Annotated in this window: 12 protein-coding genes; all 12 read right to left on the reverse strand. The window is 34.0% G+C overall.

What is annotated here, in order from left to right:
* Nucleotides 1-2 precede the first annotated feature (2 nt).
* On the reverse strand, nt 3-2489 hold the full coding sequence (locus ABD939_RS00790) for an endo-acting ulvan lysase-like protein (protein WP_345163282.1): 2487 nt from the start codon (nt 2487-2489) through the stop codon (nt 3-5).
* Entirely contained in the window at nt 2486-3265 is a 780-nt protein-coding gene (locus tag ABD939_RS00795; protein ID WP_345163286.1) for a DUF1961 family protein, read from the reverse strand. The genes ABD939_RS00790 and ABD939_RS00795 overlap by 4 nt, the downstream gene beginning before the upstream one ends.
* Nucleotides 3266-3276: 11 nt before the next feature.
* Nucleotides 3277-4713, reverse strand: coding sequence for a sulfatase (locus tag ABD939_RS00800; protein ID WP_345163289.1), 1437 nt, complete (start codon nt 4711-4713; stop codon nt 3277-3279).
* A gap of 3 nt (nt 4714-4716) precedes the next feature.
* A complete protein-coding gene (locus ABD939_RS00805) occupies nt 4717-6207 on the reverse strand; it encodes a sulfatase family protein (RefSeq protein ID WP_345163292.1) in 1491 nt (496 codons plus the stop codon).
* A gap of 12 nt (nt 6208-6219) precedes the next feature.
* Entirely contained in the window at nt 6220-7860 is a 1641-nt protein-coding gene (locus ABD939_RS00810) for a sulfatase-like hydrolase/transferase (RefSeq protein WP_345163295.1), read from the reverse strand.
* Between the two features lie 30 nt (nt 7861-7890).
* Complete coding sequence (locus tag ABD939_RS00815; protein WP_345163298.1) at nt 7891-10278, reverse strand: alpha-L-rhamnosidase-related protein; 2388 nt, start codon at nt 10276-10278, stop codon at nt 7891-7893.
* A 45-nt stretch (nt 10279-10323) separates the two neighbouring features.
* Nucleotides 10324-11745: a sulfatase gene (locus ABD939_RS00820; protein ID WP_345163301.1), complete on the reverse strand. Its 1422-nt coding sequence runs from the start codon at nt 11743-11745 to the stop codon at nt 10324-10326.
* 28 nt (nt 11746-11773) lie between these two features.
* Nucleotides 11774-13303, reverse strand: coding sequence for a sulfatase (locus tag ABD939_RS00825; RefSeq protein WP_345163303.1), 1530 nt, complete (start codon nt 13301-13303; stop codon nt 11774-11776).
* A 17-nt stretch (nt 13304-13320) separates the two neighbouring features.
* Entirely contained in the window at nt 13321-15246 is a 1926-nt protein-coding gene (locus tag ABD939_RS00830) for an ulvan lysase-like protein (protein WP_345163306.1), read from the reverse strand.
* Nucleotides 15247-15312: 66 nt separating this feature from the next.
* Complete coding sequence (locus tag ABD939_RS00835) at nt 15313-16644, reverse strand: sulfatase-like hydrolase/transferase (protein WP_345163309.1); 1332 nt, start codon at nt 16642-16644, stop codon at nt 15313-15315.
* Between the two features lie 21 nt (nt 16645-16665).
* A complete protein-coding gene (locus ABD939_RS00840; RefSeq protein ID WP_345163312.1) occupies nt 16666-18096 on the reverse strand; it encodes a BNR-4 repeat-containing protein in 1431 nt (476 codons plus the stop codon).
* Between the two features lie 8 nt (nt 18097-18104).
* Nucleotides 18105-21491, reverse strand: a complete 3387-nt coding sequence (locus ABD939_RS00845) for a glycosyl hydrolase (RefSeq protein WP_345163315.1) — start codon at nt 21489-21491, stop codon at nt 18105-18107.
* Between the last annotated feature and the right edge of the window lie 5 nt (nt 21492-21496).

Raw genomic sequence — 21496 nt, forward strand, 5'->3', positions numbered from 1 at the left:
AATCAGTTTTTAAAGTCTTTGTAAAAAGAGTTTTCAGTATTTGTTGTTACCAATATTTCTTTAAACTGTAACTTTTCTCCTTCCCCAATATATATACTGCTTAACTTCTCTTCTTCATCTAAAGTAATTACTGCAAAAGTACCAGAGAAGGTTATATTTAGAGCTTCGCTTTTAAATACTTGTCCTTTAGATTGTGTTAAGATATATTGAATCATTTTAGTTTCTGGAGTCTTACTAACTATTTTTAAGCCTTTATAAACACCATTCTGCAGAATTTTTGTAACTGACTGAATACTTGGTTTTTCTTTTTCATTATATGGTTCATATACTAACACAAAAGGATTTTTCCATGCTTCACCTTTATTACGTATTACTAATGTTGGTGTTGGCAAATTATCATAAGGTTTTGGTGCTTCAAAAGTTGTGGGTGCTTTTACTTTGGTATATTCTCTATTTTGAAAACTTGGAATATGTAACTGCATAAAAACATCGTCTTGAGGTAATCTTTTGGTATAAAATGTAGCTTTAACGTCTTTATCGTAAATTTTTGAAGTTTTTACATCTTTGAAAAAATGCCACCCTGGATTTCTGTATAGTTTATTACGCTTCCATGTATCATTTGCATTTTCCATGTACCTTTCAGGTGTTTTTTTGAAATCCATATCAGAATTTTCAAAAACCAGTTTGTCTCCAATATTATGATATAGATAATCATGATACTCGTTTGGAAGTTTAGATTTTGAACGAAATACATCTACATAATATCCTGTAGTTGGCGATGTTCTAATTAATGCTAATGTGCGCTCTTGATTTGCTTCAGCTTTATCACCTCTATCATCTTCAAAACTTGTTTGACTGAAGGAATGGTATGGCGACACACCTTCTTTACCAACCTGAGGTTCCATAGCAATAAGTTGTACACTATTCATACCTAAATTAACCCATCCGCCTTCTCCTTGCGAACTCCCGTTTACGATTACCGTATTGTGTGCTGCGAAAATTCTTGAATAGTTTTCATGAAGGTCTACACCATAGCGTTTTCTGCCATTATCTACACCTAGAACTTGTCCTTCACCGTATAACTCCATATCCATACCACCCGCATGTCCATGTACCATGTGTGCACCACCAACAAAACACATTAAACCATCTTTTGGATTATCTGTACTACTTAAATTACGTTGTAAAACTATGCCGGCGTGATACACTCTATCAGTCCTTGATAAGTCAACAGTTGTAGATTCGTTATCAAAACTATCATCATACCAAAATAAAGCCTCAGTTCCTTGTCGTTTATATTTACCATTGTTAATTGCCTTATTAATAAGTGGTGCAAATTTATTTTGAATTGCCGTTAACCCATCTGCTTTTGCCAACGCATACGCATTATCATAAGCTTCATAAGGTGCATGAGCAGACCTATGTCCATCGCCCCAGCGCACAATTTCGTTATTAGGATATATGAAATAGTCTAACCGAGGTAAGGCATGTAGAACATTAGGGTACTTTTCTCCTAATTTTAATGATGGATTGTATTTATTAACAACTAACATTAATCGTGCTAAAATTGATGTTGTATGGTTTAAATATTGAGAGGTTTCTGGCCAGATATCACCTTCATTTTTATAATTTTTAACCATAATATTTAACGCATCTTGATTATCTGTGCTTTCTGTTAAAAAATAGGACAACCACTTTTCTCGCTCATTTTCATCATCCATAGCTAAGGCATTAAACACTAAACTAGGCGCTTCTAATGCACAATGGTTAGAACCTGTTTGCCCATAATTTACCGTAATATTTCCATAGGTTTTAAATACCTTTTGAGCTTCTTCAAAAGGAAAATTCACTTTTTTGTTTTTAATGATATCAAAAGCCTTACCCTCTTTTTTTAAATAAGGATGAATGAAATCATAAATTAATGGCAGTCTATAGCCTATTACACGTACTTCACGAAAACCATCATACGGAAACAACCAACCGCCTCTACCATGCCAATCAGAAACTTCGGATTTTTGTACAGATTTTAAAAATGAATATAAAATGGTACTTGCAACATGAGCATATTTCTCGTCTTGGGTTAGGTAGTACATAGTACCACAATCTAGTGCAACTTGTAAATGTGTAATTAAAAGTTCGGCAGGTCTCCATTCTTCATCTGTGGCATTATCCAGATTTTCTTGAACACCATTCCTCATATGTGTTGTTTTAAAAAAAGGTGGGAAGGTATTATTCTTATTTTCATCCCAATTGAAGGGTAATTGTTTGATATAAGATTTTGGATTCTTGTAAAATTGTTTAACTTGTAAATTTGCCTTGAGCTTTAAATCTATATAGATTTCGTTGGCCCATTCTTGGGTATTTATTTTTTCAAGGATTTGGTTTCGCTCACTAGATTTCACCAAAATGAAAGGACGCTTTCTGTCTTGACTATATATTTGAGTAACAGTAAGTAGAATTAAAAACAATAAGAGATTCTTTATTTTCATTTCGTATAAATTTTAAAATTCTTGTATAAAGAAGAACGGGTATACATTTGGCGTAAACCTACCCTGCCTTCTTTTATTGGACTGACATTTGAAATATCCCAATGGAACAACTCAACACCATCTTCACTTTCCATCTTAAAAAACAAATCATTCTTAGTTTTTATGGCAGTAATATGATACGTTTGTCCTGTTTTAAAAAACCCTTGCCTATCATAAGATGGTTCTATTTGTGTTACTTTAAAAGGTTTATCATCCGGTTTCGGGTATCTTCTTGCACGAACATAATGAAAGGAATTGTCACTATTACCAAATGCTGAATAACTAATATGAAACAAATTCATATTTTCGAAATATGCTCTCATAGAAGGAACTTCACGAAGATTTTTCCAATTAGAAATATCTTTTTCATAAACGCTTTCTTCATCTCCCGTAGCTTGAATATATAAAATATTTACACATTTGGTTGCACTATCAGTTCTAGTATAATCATATTCAATCTTGATATCTCCAGAAAATGATTCTTTTGTCCAAAGCACGGCATGATGTGCATCATTTTTATATTCTGACCCAGCTATAAAATGCATCCCTTCTTCAGAAGTCTTAACCTTAGCAATTAAACCATCTAAAGTCCATTGATTTGTCCAATTTTCTGTACAACTGTCTTCTAAAACTAAATCCCAATCGTCTTGGTGTTTAATATTATCAAAGTCAGACTTATTGCTTTGAGCACATGAAGTTATGTAACAAACCAATATAAGAAGACATAATCGATGCATTGTTATCGTTTTTATTTTAGGAAATCTTTACCCCATTTTATTCTTAAATCTTTAGCTAGTTGATTTACAGTTTCTTGGTACTCAGGTTTCTCTGCTAAATTATCTAATTCTAAAGGATCTGTTTTATGATCAAATAACATTCGAGCGTAAGCAATACCATCATCTTTAGTCCATTCTGTATAAAACAAATCACCTTTAATTAAAGTTACAGCGTCTTTAAATTTACTTACTGCCCAATCTTTTTCTGGCTTATACCCTTCTAAAATCGGCACAAAACTTTGACCTTCAACTTTATTTGGTGTTACAATACCAACAAGTTCTGTTAAACTAGGATAAATATCTATATACTCAACAATAGCATCTGTTTTTTGTCCTTTTGTTTTTCCAGGCACTTTAATAATCATTGGCGTTCTTAATGCCGTTTCAAAAGTAACATGCTTCGACCATAATTTATGGTCACCTAAATTCCACCCATGATCTCCCCATAAAATTACGATAGTATCATCTTCTAATTCCAAACGTTTTAATTCATCTAAAACCAAACCAATTTGTGCATCAACATAACTTACACAAGCATAATAACCATGAATAAGTTCTTTTGCTAAATCTTTTGGTAAATCGCCTTTCTTTGGGATATTACCATAGTTACGTAATTCTCCGTAGTTATGAAATGCTTGCTTGGGTGTCGATTTTGGTCTCACATAACTTTCTGGAAGTTCAATATCATTTCTATTATACAAATCCCAATATTTTTTTGGCGCATTAAATGGTAAATGTGGCTTCATAAAACCTAAAGCTAAAAAGAAAGGTTGATTTTTGTTTTTCAGCATTTTTAAATCCTCTATTCCCTTTTGAGCAATTTCTCCATCAAAGTAAGCGGAATCATCTACCTCAGCCATTTCATGTGAACTGGCACCACCCATAGCTAAATTGGCGCTGCCATTTTCTATTATATTTTTTTCTAATTTGTAATTTCGAATATTACCTTTGGGAAACCATCTATTATCCCAAGCTAAACTATCATCATTATTTTTATGGTAAATTTTACCGTTTGAAATTGTCGTGTAACCATTTTCTTTGAGAAGTTTTGGTAAGGATGTTACATGAGCAGCATCAACATCTGCTCTTGTAGAATAATTTAAAAATCTATGTCTAGTTGGTCTTATTCCTGTTAACAAACTAGCTCTTGAAGCACCACAAACTGGTATGTTACAATAAGCACGATTAAACACTAAACTTTCCTTAGCTAATTTATCGAGATTGGGTGACTGAATATGGTGAGCGCCATAAAAATTAAGTTCGGGCCGTAAATCATCTACAGCTATAAACAGAATGTTCATTGGCTTTTTTTCCTCAACTACTATCTCTTCTTTTTTTTCTTTTTTACAGGATATAAAAAGAAGGATAAGTATTAAAAAACTTAAAAGTGATTTCTTATTTATATTCATTTTCTACCAGTGTTTTATGACTGTATAATCGTCTTTAGTTAAAGTATTCTTTAGAGAATCTGCTATCTTTCGAGTTGGAGTGTCTTGGTCCAGCTTAAATCCTTTTTTTCCTTTAGGAGTTATGATCGGCATATTACCCGGAGTTTCATCCAAAATATCTCCTTGAGACTTCATCCAACTAAATAAATCTTGTTTCAATTTTTCTTTCACAGATTGTAATTCTGGATTTTGAGCTAAATTATGTTCCTCAAAAGGGTCATTCAACAAATCATATAACTCTTCAAAAGGTTCGCTTTTATATTTATTCGCACCTCTTTTGATGAAATAATCTACATGTGGTTTCCCTGTTAAATTTTGATCCACCACTTCCAACGAATTAAAATTTCGGATGTATTTATAACGCTTATCTCTGATCATTCTTGAAGGAAACACTTCAGAATTCAAAATATTTTGATTTGTTCTTACACCGTACACATATTGGTTTACTTCTACATTATTACCTTGTAATATTGGTAAGAAACTATTCCCATCCATATCTTCTGCAGACTCACCTCCTGCAATATTCATAAATGTTGGTAACACATCTGTATAATGTATCAACTGATTTGATGTTGTTCCTGGTTTAATCACTTTAGGCCAACGCACTACAAAAGGCACTTTTAAACCAATATCCTTTACCGTAAACTTTCCTGAAACTCCATGATCTGCACTATAAATAAACAAAGTATTTTCATCTAAATGAGCATCAACAAATTCCAATACTTTTTCAATCTGTGTATTATCTTCTTCAATACTTCTGTAATAACCTGATCTACTTTTTATGTATGCTTTATTATTCTTTTTATCTTCATTAAAAGGATAAAACTTTAGGTCGTTAACAACTGGGTTTTTAACATCAAAATATTTTCCGTGCGGATATTTTGAGGTGATGAACATACAAAAAGGCTTTTTTGCAGTTTTCATATAATTTTCAATACTGTCTAAAGGAATGTAATCTCTTGGCACATCTTTTTTAGGAACAGGTTCCCATTCTTTATCCCATTGATATACAGTTGCAGGTTTTACGTGACTTTTTCCAGCTAAAACCACCTCATAACCTAATTTTTTCATTCTAGAAGTAACACTTTCAATATTGGGTCTTGTAGCTGTATGGTTGGCAAAACAACCATTTTTAACAGGATAATTTCCTGTAAAAAGTTGCGATCTACTAGGTGCACAAATGGCTTGAGCTGTAAAAGCATTGTTAAAAAGCAAACCTTCTTTTGCTAGACGGTCTACTGCTGCTGTATTCACTTTGTCATTGCCGTAACAACCATAATCGTAAACATCTTGATCATCGGCTAAATAAAAAATTAGATTTGGTTTCGTTGTGGGCTGTGTTTCGCTTTCAATTTGAGCCAAATCCATTTGTTTTGAATCAGCATGCTTATTACCAACACACGATGTAAAAACTAAAAAACCTAATAAAATTATTGCTAGATATTTTTTATTCATTTCTTTTTATTCTTAATTTTTATATTTTTTAACATCTCTTTTTAATGGGTAAGAGACATTTTCTCCATTTTTCACCCAGGTTCCTGTTGGTGCTTTGTTAGTTTTTAACCATGCCAACATATCTGCATTCATTTGTAAAGCTATTTTTAATTGCTTTTTTGTTGGTTTTTTTAAAAGATTATTTTTTTCGGAAATATCACTATTTAAATGATACATAGTAAACGTTTGTGTTTCATAAAAATAAAATAACTTGTAATAATCCGTTCCAACTCGAGTTTGAATAAGTGTTGAAGGTGAAAATCGTTCATCCATATAACCTGGTAAGTGCCAAAATAAATTTTCTCTAGACAACCATTGTTTTTCGTCTTTAAGAATTTTGGCAAAAGAAACCCCGTCGTATTGTGGTATACTACCATCGGATTTTTTTAATGTTGAAAGGTTTACTCCTGTTAATTCTGCTAGTGTGGGTAAAAAATCAATACAGTGTACCGATTGATTTGTTATCGTGTTTGCTTTGATAACGCCTGGGTATCGAAAAATTAAAGGTACTCTAATACCGCCTTCTGTTAACGTTCCTTTTTTTCCTGTTAGTGGTTTATTGTCTTTTAAACCGCCATTATCTGAATAAACGATAAAAATTGTATTGTTGGTAATGTCATCCGAGACATCGCCATCGCCATTCGGGTCTTTTATTGCACGGTTAATCTTGCCTATATTTTGATCCAACAACTCAATCATAGACGCATATTCTGCCAAACGCTCATTTAAACCGCGCTTTCTATATTTTTCGGTTAAATCTTTTCGACCTACAACTTTAGAATGTACTGCATGAAAAGGCACATATAAAAAGAAGGGTTTATCGCCATTTGCATGGTCTTTAATATAATCTACTGAAAAATCGCCAATAGCATCGGTGAGGTGTTTTGGTGTACCGTCTATAAGTGATACTTCACTTCTTGTGATAAACGGCTTTAGAATGGTATTGATATAATTTTGATTATAAGGTGTTGCATATTTATCGACGTATTTGGACTTGAAAGTCCAACCTTTACGATCGGATTGCAAGGCCATATAATACGATTTTGTACGCTTCCCATCTACAGGTGCTGCGATAATATGGTGAATATCGGCTGGCAAATCAATACCAAAATCACCCACTAAAGGATGCGGTGTACCATGACTTTTACCTACAAAAGCCGTTTTATAACCTTGAGTTTTAAGGACGTCAAAGATGTTAATGCCATCCTCAGCAATTACTTTTTTTTGTTGAAAAGGTTTTATAGGAAGATCTGGGAATCCTTTTGTTCTTTTATCTTGCCTGCTTAAAGAGCTTACATTATACACTTGATTATCTGCACCTGTTGGATATTGACCGCTAATCAACGACGCTCTTGACGGCGCACAGTTTTGATTAGTATAAGCGTGTGTAAATGACATCCCTTGAGATGCCAATTTATCAATTTCTGGAGTTTCGTATATTTTAGAACCTCTGCCTTCATTAGTATTACCAGTACTTACATCTGTCCAACCCAAATCGTCAGCAAAAATTAATACTATGTTTGGTTTTTGGTTTGAGTCTTTTTTTGATTGCGAAACAACTTGTAAAGCTAGTAGTAAAAATAGAATTAGTGCAACCTTAGAAAATATTCTCATATTAATTTAATTACTAAAATGTTATTAAACTTAATTATTAATTTGATTTTCCCCGCTTTTCAAAATTATCTCTTTTCCATTTTGAATGTAGGTTCCTGTAAGTCCCTCTGGAAGAAAAACACTTCCTATAATCCCCTTCTTTTTGGTTTTCTTTAGGTTTACTTTAATCTCACCAAATCTATGAGGCATAGAACCTTTAACCCATTCTAAATCTCCCATATGAGGCTCTATTTTAACTGAATTGAACTCTGGAGCATCTGGCTCTATGCCGCATACTAGAGACAAATAATAATATAATGGTGATGCACTCCAAGCATGACAATCAGAACGTGTTGGATCCGCTTTCTCGGGAAATGTAGTAAGTCCTTTATCAATTAAGTCACTTAAAGTATCTAAGGTTGATATATACATATCGCCTAAACCTACCTTTTTCAAGGCTGCTATCTTGTAAAAATCAAAGTAAAATGAAGTTTGCGCCATATCCTTATTATTAAAAACACGTTGCATTAAATCCTTTTCTTGAGTTCCATCAAAAGCGTTACTTAATATCGCTAAGACATTAGCATGTTGACTAAAAGTGGTTTTCTCTGGGGTATCGGCTAACAATTGTTTATCCTCATCCCAACAATGTTCTAGTATGGATTTTTGAGTAACTTCTGCTTTTTGAGCCCATTTATCTCTGAGTCCAGACATGCCATAAGCTTCAAATATTTCCATCGCTTTTTGAATGGTATAAACATATTGCATCCCAATAACAGCAGAGTATTGTTTCTCTTTAGTTGATGGTGGGTATCCCGTTTTCCACTCATCTACCCAATCTACAAAAAGCCAACTTTCCAATTTACCAAGCATGCCATTATCCGCTACGCGTGCATCGTACCAATTAAGAATATCAAGGATGGCTGGAACCATCTTCTCTATAAATTGATCATCTTCACAATGCATCATATAGTCATTTACCATGGTAATCCAAACCAATGAAAAAGGTGCAATTATTTGCTGTGTACTACTTGGATAGCGCGACTGGGTTAATCCGAAAGGCAATCGAGAATCATAATAATCTTGAATAGCATCTTTCCACAATCGCGTGTCACCAGAAGCATAGGCAGTGTTGAGTCCTTGTATGCGCGTATCACCCGTATATTGTAGTTGTTCGTAGTACGGGCAATCAAAAAACAGTTCTCCTGCACATAAACGTTGCGTTCTCCAAGCCACATCAAAAATATCGCTCATACGAGCATCTTCACTCTCAAAACTAGACTTTAGCTTGAATGGATATCCCGTAAACTCACTATTAAACCCTTCAAGTAGTAAAGGCTCTTCACCTGTTGTAATTTCTAATTCTACATAACGGAAACTGCGCCACCAAAGCGGTTCAAAAAGTCTATCATCACCGCCATCTACTTCAATGGTATCATAATTCCCCCACATGACTTTACCTTCAACGTCGTTACGATTGCCTTTATCAAAAGTAGGCTTACCATCTTTTGGTATAAAAAGGCTCTCAGCATAGGTGATTTTAATATGACTATTAGCGCCTTTGCTATATTTTAGTTGCGGATATGCATTGGTTAAATGCCCTTGATCTAATAAAACAACAGCTGTACTATTTGCAGGAATTTTAACAGGTTTGTTGCCAGTTATCAAATCCTTGGCATTTTTTACGCCTTCCATTCTGCGTACCTCAGCGAAATTCTGCATTTTGGCTTCCATCATTGGAATGGAACGCGGACACAACAGGCGCTTATCTGTTTTTCCTGTAATATTATAATAATTCATCGGCGTCCCATTATTACCTTCTTTAACTTTTTTCCAAGCTATTGAATTATCTGATGTTTTCCATAGCCATGGATGTAAATCGCCATTAAATTTTTCTCCTGGTCCGCTAGCATAGAAGCGTCTAAGATCCTTAATTTTATAAAATGAATAGGCCTCATCAATAACTACACTCCAAGTGTTATTTGTATTGATTTCCTGTTCTTGTTCTGTGTTTCCTTGAATGATTAAACCTGTTTCAAGCGACATTTGAGCGACTGGTTTAAGCTGTGCCATATTCCATACTTTTGTGGCTATATGGTTTTCACCAGCTTTAAGATAGGGTGCAATATCTACCGTATCAAATAGCCAACGGTTTAAATCGCCACGAGCTGGACCACGAGTGACCACTTTTCCATTAATGTACAATACATAACGATTGTCTGCTGAAATATTTATCACATAATCTTGAGGTACCGTTTTAAAAGGCAAGACTTTTTTAAACAAATACACCCCCGTTTCATCACCTGCTATATCAGGATGTGTTATCCACTTTGCCGACCACAATTCTTTAAGTAATTTAGAATTGACATCAGCTGTGTTTTGAGCACTTAGCAGAAGTCCACAAAAGACGATCAAGAAAGTTAGAATTGTTTTTTTCATCAGTTTAAGTTTATTTTAAGGTTCAAAACTTGAAATCTTAATTAATTATTTCAAAAAATCTTCTCCCCATTTTTCTCTTAATTCCATAGAAAGATTTTTAACCTTATCTTGATATTCTGGTTTTTCTGCAAGATTATCTAGTTCCAAAGGATCTGTTTTATGATCGAATAGCATACGTGCATAGGCAATACCTTTATCATCCGTCCATTCTGTGTAAAACAAATCGCCTTTTATTAGAGTAACTGCGTCTTTAAATTTACTGACTGCCCAGTCTTTTTTACTTTTCTGTCCATTTAATATAGGTACAAAGCTTTTTCCATCCACTGTATTTGGACTTTCTAATCCCACCAATTCTGCTAAGCTTGGGTAAATATCAATATACTCTGTAATAGCATCTGTTTTTTGTCCTTTTGTTTTTCCTGGCACTTTTATCATTAATGGTGTGCGTAAAGCAGTTTCAAAGGTCACGTGTTTACACCATAGTTTATGGTCGCCTAAATTCCAGCCATGGTCTCCCCACAAAATGACAATCGTATCATCCTCTAATTCTAAACGTTTTAACTCCTCTAAAACTAAACCTATTTGCGCATCTATATAGCTTACACAGGCGTAATATCCATGAATCAATTCTTTAGCCAAAGCTTCTGGTAAGTCACCACGTTTTGGTATGTTTTCATATTGACGCAATTCTCCATAATTATGAAATGCTTGTTTTGGAGTTGTTTTTGGTTGCACATAACTCTCGGGAAGTTCAATCTCATCTCTATTATATAAATCCCAATATTTTTTTGGTGCGGTAAATGGTAAATGTGGTTTTGCTAATCCCATGGTTAAGAAAAACGGCTGATTTGATTGCTTAAGCTTATTCAAATCTTGAATCACCTTCAAAGCTAATTTCCCATCTCTATAAACCGAATCATGAACTTCCGCAGCTTCAAATGGCAAACCTCTCTTTGTGTTTTTTCTAATGTCTTGACTTTCAGTAAGCGCATAACTCCATAATCTATCAGCCTGCCAAATTTCATCCCAAGCTTTAGAGTCATCATTTTTGTAGTGATATATTTTTCCATTAGATATGGTTTTGTATCCGTTCTTCCTTAGTAACATAGGAAGCGATATAGCCTCAGGATAATCTTCATCTTTTTTAATATGCGCATTGATAAATCGTTTTCTTGTAGGTCTCGCCCCTGTCATTAAACTGGCTCTAGAAGCTCCACAAACAGGAATGTTGCAGTACGCCTTATTAAAAATCAAACTTTGTGACGCTAACTTATCTAGATTTGGAGATTTTATATGACTGGCACCATAAAAATTGAGTTCCGGACGTAAATCATCTACCGCAATAAACAAAATGTTTGGTTTCTCTCTTTTTGAAGGTACTAAATCTGCTTTTGGTTTTGTGCCACAAGCAAACAAAAAAACAGTAAAAGTTAAAACAATAATTGATTTGATTTTATAATACTTCATTTTATACTGTTATTATTGGTTATTAATATTATCTATCTGCCCCAATCACTTCTGTAGCTTTTTCAGGCAAACCATTTACACGTTTTTTCTGCTCAACAAAATAGGGCTGAAAGGTATAGTTGGATTCTGAATCCCACTTGACATTCGTTTTTGGTAACAACGTTTTTAGCGTTTCAATTTTATTTTTGAACTTAGGATTATTGGCTTCATTAGTCCATTCATTAGGATCAGTACTGTGATCGTAAAATTCTTCTGTACCATCTTCATAGCGTATATACCTGTATCCGTCTTTTTTTATAGCATGATTATTCATTGCAAAAGTTGTTAAGCCATAAGCATCTTTCATCCCTTCATCTTTTTGCATCATATCAACTAAACTTTTTCCTTCATTTCTTTTATAAGCTGGTAAACCACTCAATTCTAATAAGGTTGGATAAATAGATAACATTTCTACAGGAGCATTAATTTTCTTTCCTTGTGGCAAATTGGGTCCAGCGAACATTAATGGCGCTTTTGTTGCCGTTTCCCATAATGCGTGTTTTGCAAAAGTGCCTTTTTCTCCTAAACGATAGCCATGATCGGACCACAAAACAATAATTGTATTATCTGCATATTTACTACTTTCTAGAGCATCTAAAACACGACCCAATTCGTAATCTACATAACTAATGCATGCCAAATAGGCTTGTACAATCTTTTTCCACTCTCCACTTTCCTTTGCCCATTCTGTTGATGGCATCATAGGTAAATCATTAATTTGTAACCCAACATTTGGAATATCGTTTAAATCGTCAGATTTGTATGGAGGCATTTCAATCTTATCTAAAGGATACAAATCGAACCATTTTTGAGGCACATACAACGGCACATGCACACGTAAAAAACCAAGTCCCATAAAAAACGGTTTATCATAATTTCTTTGCAATCTTTCTGTAACCCAATTTACAGATTGATGATCTGGCATTAAGGTATCACTTTCTGGAAAAGCTCCCCAATCAGTACTCGTTCTTCCATGCGTTCCTCTAATACCTTTTCCAAAACCATCCCAAACAAATCGTTTTTTAGGATAAGGCCCAAAACCTTTTACACGTCCACCAGATTCGTTAAACACACTGTCTGGTGCATGGATATGAAACAATTTTCCGATACCCATGGTATGATACCCATTTTGCTCAAAATATTCAGGCAAAAACGTAATGTCTTTTGTAGCTGGGTTACCTGCTCTTCTTATTTTATTGTCTGGCGTCATTCCATAAATACCAGTGGTTGACGGTCTTAAACCCGTCATTAAAGAAGCTCTTGAAGGTCCACAAAGTGGCGCTTGCACATGGGCATTTGTAAAAGTAACTCCCATTTTTGCCAACCTATCAAAGTTTGGTGTTTTAATATTTGAAAAATTATCAATAGGTCCTATCATGTTGTTTAAGTCATCTACAGCTATAAACAATACATTTGGTTTAGTGTTTTCAATTGAATTTTCTTGTTCTTGTTTTAATTTACCTTTACAAGAACTGATAAGTAAACTAAAGACAACTATTAAATAGACTATTTTTCTCATTGTTATATTTTTGATATTTATACTATTTCTATAGTTATTTTTAATGGCGTATTATCGGTTTTGAATTTGGCAATTAAAGGAACAGCTTCTACGCCAGGTACCATGTTAAAAATTCTACTTTTTAGCATATCTTTTATTTTAATACTACAGTTAGACGTTATTTTTACGGTTCCGTTTGGTTTTTCTATCGTGACTTCATTTGCTGAAATTTGATTTACTTTTTCTCCTGTTGGAGAAACAATAGGTAATACAAAAGCCGTTTCGTCTTTTATGATTTGTTTGGTTGCAACAGTAATTTCTAGCTTTTCGGCTGAACATGTATAGTTTAATTCAAAATCTGAAGCTGTTTCTAATACCGTTTCTTTTGCTTTGTTTTTTAACTGAACATTGGCATTATATTCAATTGTATTGACATCTTCTTTTGAAGAATATGTTGCCTCTAAATCAAACAAATTACTATACCAAATTGTATCCTTAAAGGTTTCTATTCTTGGTGTTAACGCAAAATCTTTTCCTGGTTGAGGTTGCTGATTATACGCTTCTAACATTTTATAAATTGCAGTACTTGCTGTACAGAGCAAACCAACTTTGTTATGATACAGTAACCCAAGAGATGCTCCTGTAGCCTGCCTAACATCATTTTTTTGACTATAAATAGAGTCATAAGCCGAGACTGTCCCTCTCCAATCTCCCTTTCCAAATAGAGAAACATCAAGTTCTTCAAAATAAGTTTCTCCATCAGCAATAGTTCTAGGCAATGGTGCTGATTTGTCTATTTCCGGTAAATCATCCCAATGATCTAATAAAGTTGCCAATGGTTTGGCATGTGCAAATGTATGATGCACACAAGGCTGAATACCATAAGATACGTAATGTGGGCCTCCATGCAATAATCCGTTATGAGTACATTGTCTTAAAAGTTCTGTATTTTTAAAAGTTGCTGAACCCAATGCAGGATTATGGGTAGCCATAAAACTAAATGCTGGTTGCATACCATCACTAGTTCTGCTGCCCCAATACGTCCACTTAAACATTCTGTTACCAAAACTATTATCAATACCACCATCAGGTAGAATAAACTGTAAATGCGAGTCTAAAGACTTTTTAAGTATACTAAATAAATCCTCATCCTTTTCTTCTAAAGCATATAGTACCAAATTATTTAAGGATTCTTCAATATTATACCCTAAATCGATTCCTGGTAAGCCTTTTGGACTCAATTTTTTCTTATCCTTACCTTGTATCTCACCAAATAAAAGCGCATTGGGTTCTGTAAAATGGCTTTTAACTTGGGCAACCAATTCTTTACTTCTATTTATATATTTTGAATTATTAAGTAATTTTCCAATTAAATTCAATGCATAAATAGTAGTTGCTCCATAATTGATATTTGACGCATCTACTTTATAAAATCGATTATAAACAAATTCGGTTGCTGACTCTAAACGTTTATACCATCGTCCAAGAGTGCTTTCATCTAATAAATCGGCATGATATTTTAAAGTTTCGGCCAAAGCGATAGCTCCAAAAACGGTGGTACCATCCCATGATTTTGGATTTAAATCGTTTGTCCATGCCCCATCATCTCTGGTTACGTTTTTACCCCATTCAAATGCCAAAATACCAGCTTCTAGATACTTTTTATCTCTTGTAGCTTTAGCCATATAAAAAAACGGATACACAGCATCCATTACTCTTGCGTGAACAGTATCGCAAGCAGGACAATCCATGAGTCCATGAACTTTTGGATCCGAAGGTTTTATGATTTGCGCTTTAATCATACCATCACACCAATCTTTCAACAAATCAAAAACCAATGTTCTATATTCAGAAGAATGAAATTGTTTTACACCTGATGCACAGGAACTAAAAAAATTAGTTGCTGACAATGACAATCCAACACTAGTTATTGTTGATAATTGAATGAACTCTCTTCGTTTCATCTTAGCGCTTCATTATTTCCTTACTATCTAAAAATTAGTCTTTTATTATGTTATACTACTTAGATTTTATTCAGCCCTAAACGCTGCAATTTTTCCTTGTAAATCTTTAACTATCTCAGGATGACTTTCGGCTAAATTATTTTTTTCGAAAGGGTCTTCATCAATATTAAATAATTGAATTTTCTCCTTTGCCTTTCTAACCGGATCTGGAACAATTATTTTATAAGGAGGAAAAATAGCCATATTGTAAAACATACTATTTTCTATGGTATCAAAATCATGCGCATACACTTCTCCAAAAATTCCTTTACGCTCATTTAATGCTTTTTCATCCAAAACACTTACTCCCGGTAAATTTTCTGGTTTTTCAATGCCTAAAACATCTAATACGGTTGGCACCATATCTATACTGCTTGTTATAGTTTTAGTATCCATATTAGGCTTTATTTTTCCTGCCCATTTATACATGATTGGTGTTCTAATTCCCATGTCATAAGGTGCACGCTTAGAGTGTTTTAAATACCCACTTTTTGTGGGATCCTGCGCCCAACCATTATCACATACATATACAAACAGTGTATTCTCTGTCAAGCCTTTATCCTCAATTAAATCGAATAATTGTCCACAAGTTTCATCAAACCACTCACACATCGCCCAATACTTTGCTAAATGCTCTGAGTCTGTTTTCTTTTGATATTTCTCAAACAAACGCTGTGGTGGGTTATGTGGCCTATGTGGTAAAAATGGTGCATACCATAAAAAGAACGGTTTCTTTTCTTTTAATGCTAAATCTACATAGCTATTAATCGTATCTAAACCTTGTCTTCCAATTTCTAAACCATAATCACCATGCCTTCCACCACGCGTTGGGTCTCCATGTGTCATACCATAATCAAAACCTCCAATTTTGTGGTTACCATGCCACCACTTTCCAGTTTGAAACGATAAATAGCCTTTTTCTTTAAGCATATCGGGAAGTGTAGTTTGCTTTTCAAAAGCTGAAATAACCGGTTTATAGGCTTCTGCTCTTTCTTTTCCACGGATATTTCCACGATCATAAACCTTATCATTACCTAAAATTCCATGATCTTTTGGGTATAAACCAGTAATAATTGAAGCTAACGATGGCGAACACAAAGGTGTTGGAACATAGCCTCTAGTAAACGTTAAACTTTCTTCTACGAACTGATCTATCCTTGGAGTTTCTATATTTTCATCATCCATAAAACTATAATCTGTCCATGATTGGTCGTCGGAAAGAATGAAAACAATATTAGGTTGCGTTTGATTTTCTGCTGAATTTTCATTTTTGGATGTATTCTCTTTTGTCTTATTCCCACAAGATAAAAAAGAGCTTACAAATAAAAGATTAAAGAGTAGTAGTTTAATTATTTTCATTTTTAATTGATTTTAAGTGTATTATCTTTTTTTATTTAAAATTTGAGTTTCTTTTTTTGAACGTTTTATTGGACCATTATCACCCAAAAGGTACATCTTCCTAAAATCTGAACCTTCTTCTTTTTCTCCTACAATAATTCTTGCATCTGGATGCGGATTATCTATAAGCGATGATATCACAAATCCAGAATGTTTTCTACTTAAAAAAACGGTGTTCTTTTTAAATGTTTTTCCGCCATCAAAGCTATCCCATCTACTAATTTCTCCAACATCTTCCTGAGTTTTACTTTCTAAATAAAAACTTAATTCTTTGGCCGATTTTACGTTAAAATCGCCGTTACCTTTAGGTAAACCAGCGTTTATTGAATGTATCCATTCCGTTCCATTCCATTTAAAATGATGCATTGTTTTTGGTGCACTTCGTCTAGACCCCTTGATTTCCTTACCAATGGTCATTCCAATATGCGGATTTCCATCAGGGTCTAAATCTACAACACCTTGAAACGTCCAATTATTTGGTGTATTGGCAACTAATGCTTTTGCATCTGCTTCTTCTCTAGTTACTGGTATTGCAATTGATTCTCCCTTCACGTTTTTCCATTTATTATTTCGGGTATTGAATACCATAAAATACACATTATAACGTTTAGCAATATGACCTAAACCTTTGGTTTTCTTAGTTACGTCACTACATAAATGGTAATCAAAAACCACCAATAATTCATCATTGTCACCTTTAGTAATCCATGGATACCAAGAATCTTCTGCCTCCAAATCCGTTCTACGTTTATGTTTTAAAAATGAAACAGGTTCTTCAAAAGTTACACCATTATCAGTTGATTTTTGATATACCCAATCGCTTCTATGCGCTCCATGGCGGTAAAATAAATAAACATCACCATTATTCATTTTTATAAACTGGCTATATGTACCAAATATCGAAATATTATCTAGTGTTTCCCAAGCCGAAATATCTAAAGGTTTTTTAGAAACGGCGTGCAAGTTTTTTCCATAATGATGATTACCTAAAGGATTTTTACCGTCTTTGGGTGTCCCGCCATGACCACCAAAAGCAACATGAATATATCCTGCATCATCAATAAGTAATGCTGGTTTACCATGATTATCTATTTTCTTCTTACGGTTTGGATCTTTACCCATTTCACTAACACCAGCTTTAAAAGGTCCTTTCCATTCTTTGGTTTCATGATTGTATGACACTACATAAGGGTCTTCTTTAGTCCCTTGGTAAGCAACATAAGTAATGCCTTTGTGATAAACTCCAGATGGATGTTGCACAATGGCGACGGCATTACCGAAACCGTTATCGGCAAAATAATCTACCATTTCATTTTCTTCAGTAGATGCATTTTCATTTTTAGTTTTTGATACACATCCCAAAACGCAAAAACAAATGAATAGTATTTTAATACAAAATTTATTTAGTATCATTTAAAGTTTTATTTTTTTGTAATTAATTTTGATGTTGTAATGCTTACAGGCCCTAACAATCCTGATGGCAATAATTTATCTGTTGCTTTTTGAAACGAATACGCACTAAACGTTTTTCTCGGCCCTTCTGGAAGTGGCTCATTATTTCTAAACCACTCTGGCATTTTTATCATATCGCCTCTAAAATCTGAAGGCCCAAAACCTGGACTACCTCGTCTTATATCATACCCTGCTTGGTTGGGTAATTTTTCATCACCAATTAAACGGTTTGTCCATTGGTTGGTTACTTCAACAACCAACTCATTTTCACCTTCTTTTAAAGCTGAAGTTACGTCGAGACTGTAAGGTGCTAACCAACTTACACCAATCTCTTTTCCGTTAAGCATTACTTTTGCAATAACATGAACGTCTCCAAGGTTTAACATAAACACCTTATCTTCTTGTAAAAATCCTTTTTGAATATTGAACGTTGTTTGATAAATAGCTGTACCTGAATAATGCTTAATACCTTCGTCTTTATGGGTTGTCCAATCAAATAACGTATTGGTTTTTATTTGTGCTTTGTGATGATCTTGTTCACGAAAATCGATAGTCCATGCGTTAGCAATTGCAACAGGATTAGGAATATCGGTAACGTTTATATTCCATTTTTCAGTATTGTTAATTAAGCTTGAATAGTTTCCGTTTTCGAAAACTTCCATTTTCAATTTTTGGCCTTTTTGATTTACTGAAAACAAAGGTTTTTTTGAAGCATTTGTTTCAATAGCAGTAATTTTAGTCGCTTTTTTTGAAGACTTTTGAAACACGACAAACACCGATTCTTGTGGTTTTAAATCAATGGACACATCTGTTCTTCCATTTTTATGAGAATAAGCTGCCAATTCAACAATTTCGCCTCTAGTACTTTTCCATAATTCTGGCACTTTTCCATCAATTAAAAAACTACACTCTAAAGTTTCAGATTCCGTTAAATTATGATTGTAGATAAAATAAATATCTTCGTTTTCGGTTCTTCTATGGTAATAGTTAAAATCGGGTTGACCTTTAACAATAAGGTCTTTTTGGATGTTATTTGTTTTGAAAATGTTTTCCCATTCAAAAGCAGTATATGTTTTTTTGCTAGACCAAATCGCTTCGATTAATTCGTTAAACGTTTCTTGATTTTCCTGTGATTTTTGATAACCTCCTAAACGTTTCGGTTTTTTCCCGATAATAATTGCGCCTTTTTTACTTAATTCCCAAATACCCTTTACAGTTGCTAAAGTCATTACATCGGTATTAGGCAAAACCAAAGCATTGTACGTAATCCCATTAGGTAATTTCAACTTGCCGTTTTCTACCGTTAATCGGTTTACAATAACTTCAGCATTTACACAATCGTATTTATAAGCTTTAGGCAATTGTGGCTTAATTTGTTTGCGATGTATTACATGATTTGGAGCTCTATCTCCTACAAAAAATAACAAATCTACCACTGGATTTCCTTGACGTAACATGTACGAACCTCTTGCCAAATAATTGAACCACTCTGGCCCTGCATTTTCCCACCACGTTTGCGTTCTATCTATATGCGAACCTACAAAACTCATAGACATGCCTGGTTCTACATGGGTATTGGATTGGTGTGCAAAACGATGAAACATGTATTCGTTAATACCGTTTGTCCACTCGTAATCGCCTTTTTGTTTAGCTAACGCTGGATGAAAACTCCAGTTTAATTTTGTACTTGTAAAAGCTTCCGCAGAAATGACATTTTTCCCATAAATATGTCCTGATGATACGGCTGCTCTTTTATGATTGTTTGGTTTCCCCAACCAAAATTCTCCCATAGGAATATCTGCACTTCTACCTGCATCTAAACTATTAAAAGGCCCTACAAAACCGTAAGGTTCTATATAAGACAACAATCCATCTTCGTGACATAATTCTGTGAAGTAATCGAAATAATTGGTTACCATTAAATCGCTAACCAAACGTTTCATATCCCAAAACACATCTTCTACTGTTGCTACATCTTCTACATATTTACCTGCAAATAATGGCAAAAAGGGCACAAAATCATAGTTGTATTTCTCTTTAAATATGATTTCCATGTCGTCTGTCCAATTTTGTGGCCCTACTTCATAACTATCAATTTCTACATACTGCAAAGCATTTGGAGCATCAATTTTGGCTTGTTTTACCAATTTACCTACAAATGCATCATAGTGAATCTTTAAGGCTTTTTTACTGAATTTATCAATCTCTAATCCTGTTCCTGCATCAGATGCAGGCTCGTTTGTTGCTCCAGAAGCTGTAAAACCAAATCGCATAATGGTCCAGTTTCCTTCGGGTAAACTCGTTTTTAAAACACCATTATCGTCCATTTTATCAGTTAGTACGATAATGTCTTTTTTATGAATAAACGTTTCCTTATCAGGATTTCCAGTAGGACGTTTGCGTCTTCTGTAGGAAGTAAATTCTAGTTCGTTTCCTAAGCTATAATTCGCTGAAAGTTTCATTTCATAAATGCCAGTATCTAAGTCTGTAACCAATCTAAAATAGCGTGCAGTAACAGGTTTAAACTGTTCTTTAAAATAACATTCGTCTTTTCCAATACGTTCTTCATTGGGTTTACGAACTAAACTGAAATGTATACCATCGTCTGATTTTAACAAACTAAATCTTCCTTTTCTTTTATTGATAAAAATAGACAACGAACGTATGGTATGTGGTTTACCATAATCGAACTGAATCCATTCTTTTTGCTTTAAATCTGCGTGCGTATTGGTTTGTTTATCAGTAGCCAATTTTGCATTAAACGCCTTATCTGAAGAAGTAATTATAGGCTGCACTTCTGCATCTATTAATTCTGTTTTTAATGAAGGATAAGCAACCACAGCAATATCTTTATAGAAATTGTGTCTTGAAGGTGGTTGTACAAGTTTGGTATTTATTTGACCTCCCTTTACAATCTGCTCACTATGTACCACAACTTTCATGGCGTTTTCTGGAGTAACCCAAGGGCCACCACTAGACGTCCATCCATCGCAGTTATGTACTCCAAAACTCAATCCTAATTTCTCACATTCTTTGGCTGCGTGCGTTAAAATATCTCTATGTTCTTGCGAATTGTATTTCACATCACCTTCTGGCAAACCCATAGAAACATTAAACACCAAAACACCTCCAATACCAACTTCTTTTATGGCTTTTAAATCTTTAGTAAACCCTTCTTTAGACATGTTATCACTATTTACATGATACCAAGTTCTTGGTTTTGATTCGTCAGGCGGATTTTGAAATCCTTTTGCTAATTCTTTTGTTGTTTTTACTTCCTTTTTAATGTTTTGACATCTTACTGTAAAAACAAATAGGAACAACATTAGCACATAAAATACAACTGTCTTTTTCATACTTT

Source organism: Algibacter aquimarinus (genome assembly GCF_039543265.1).
Taxonomy (GTDB): domain Bacteria; phylum Bacteroidota; class Bacteroidia; order Flavobacteriales; family Flavobacteriaceae; genus Algibacter_B; species Algibacter_B aquimarinus.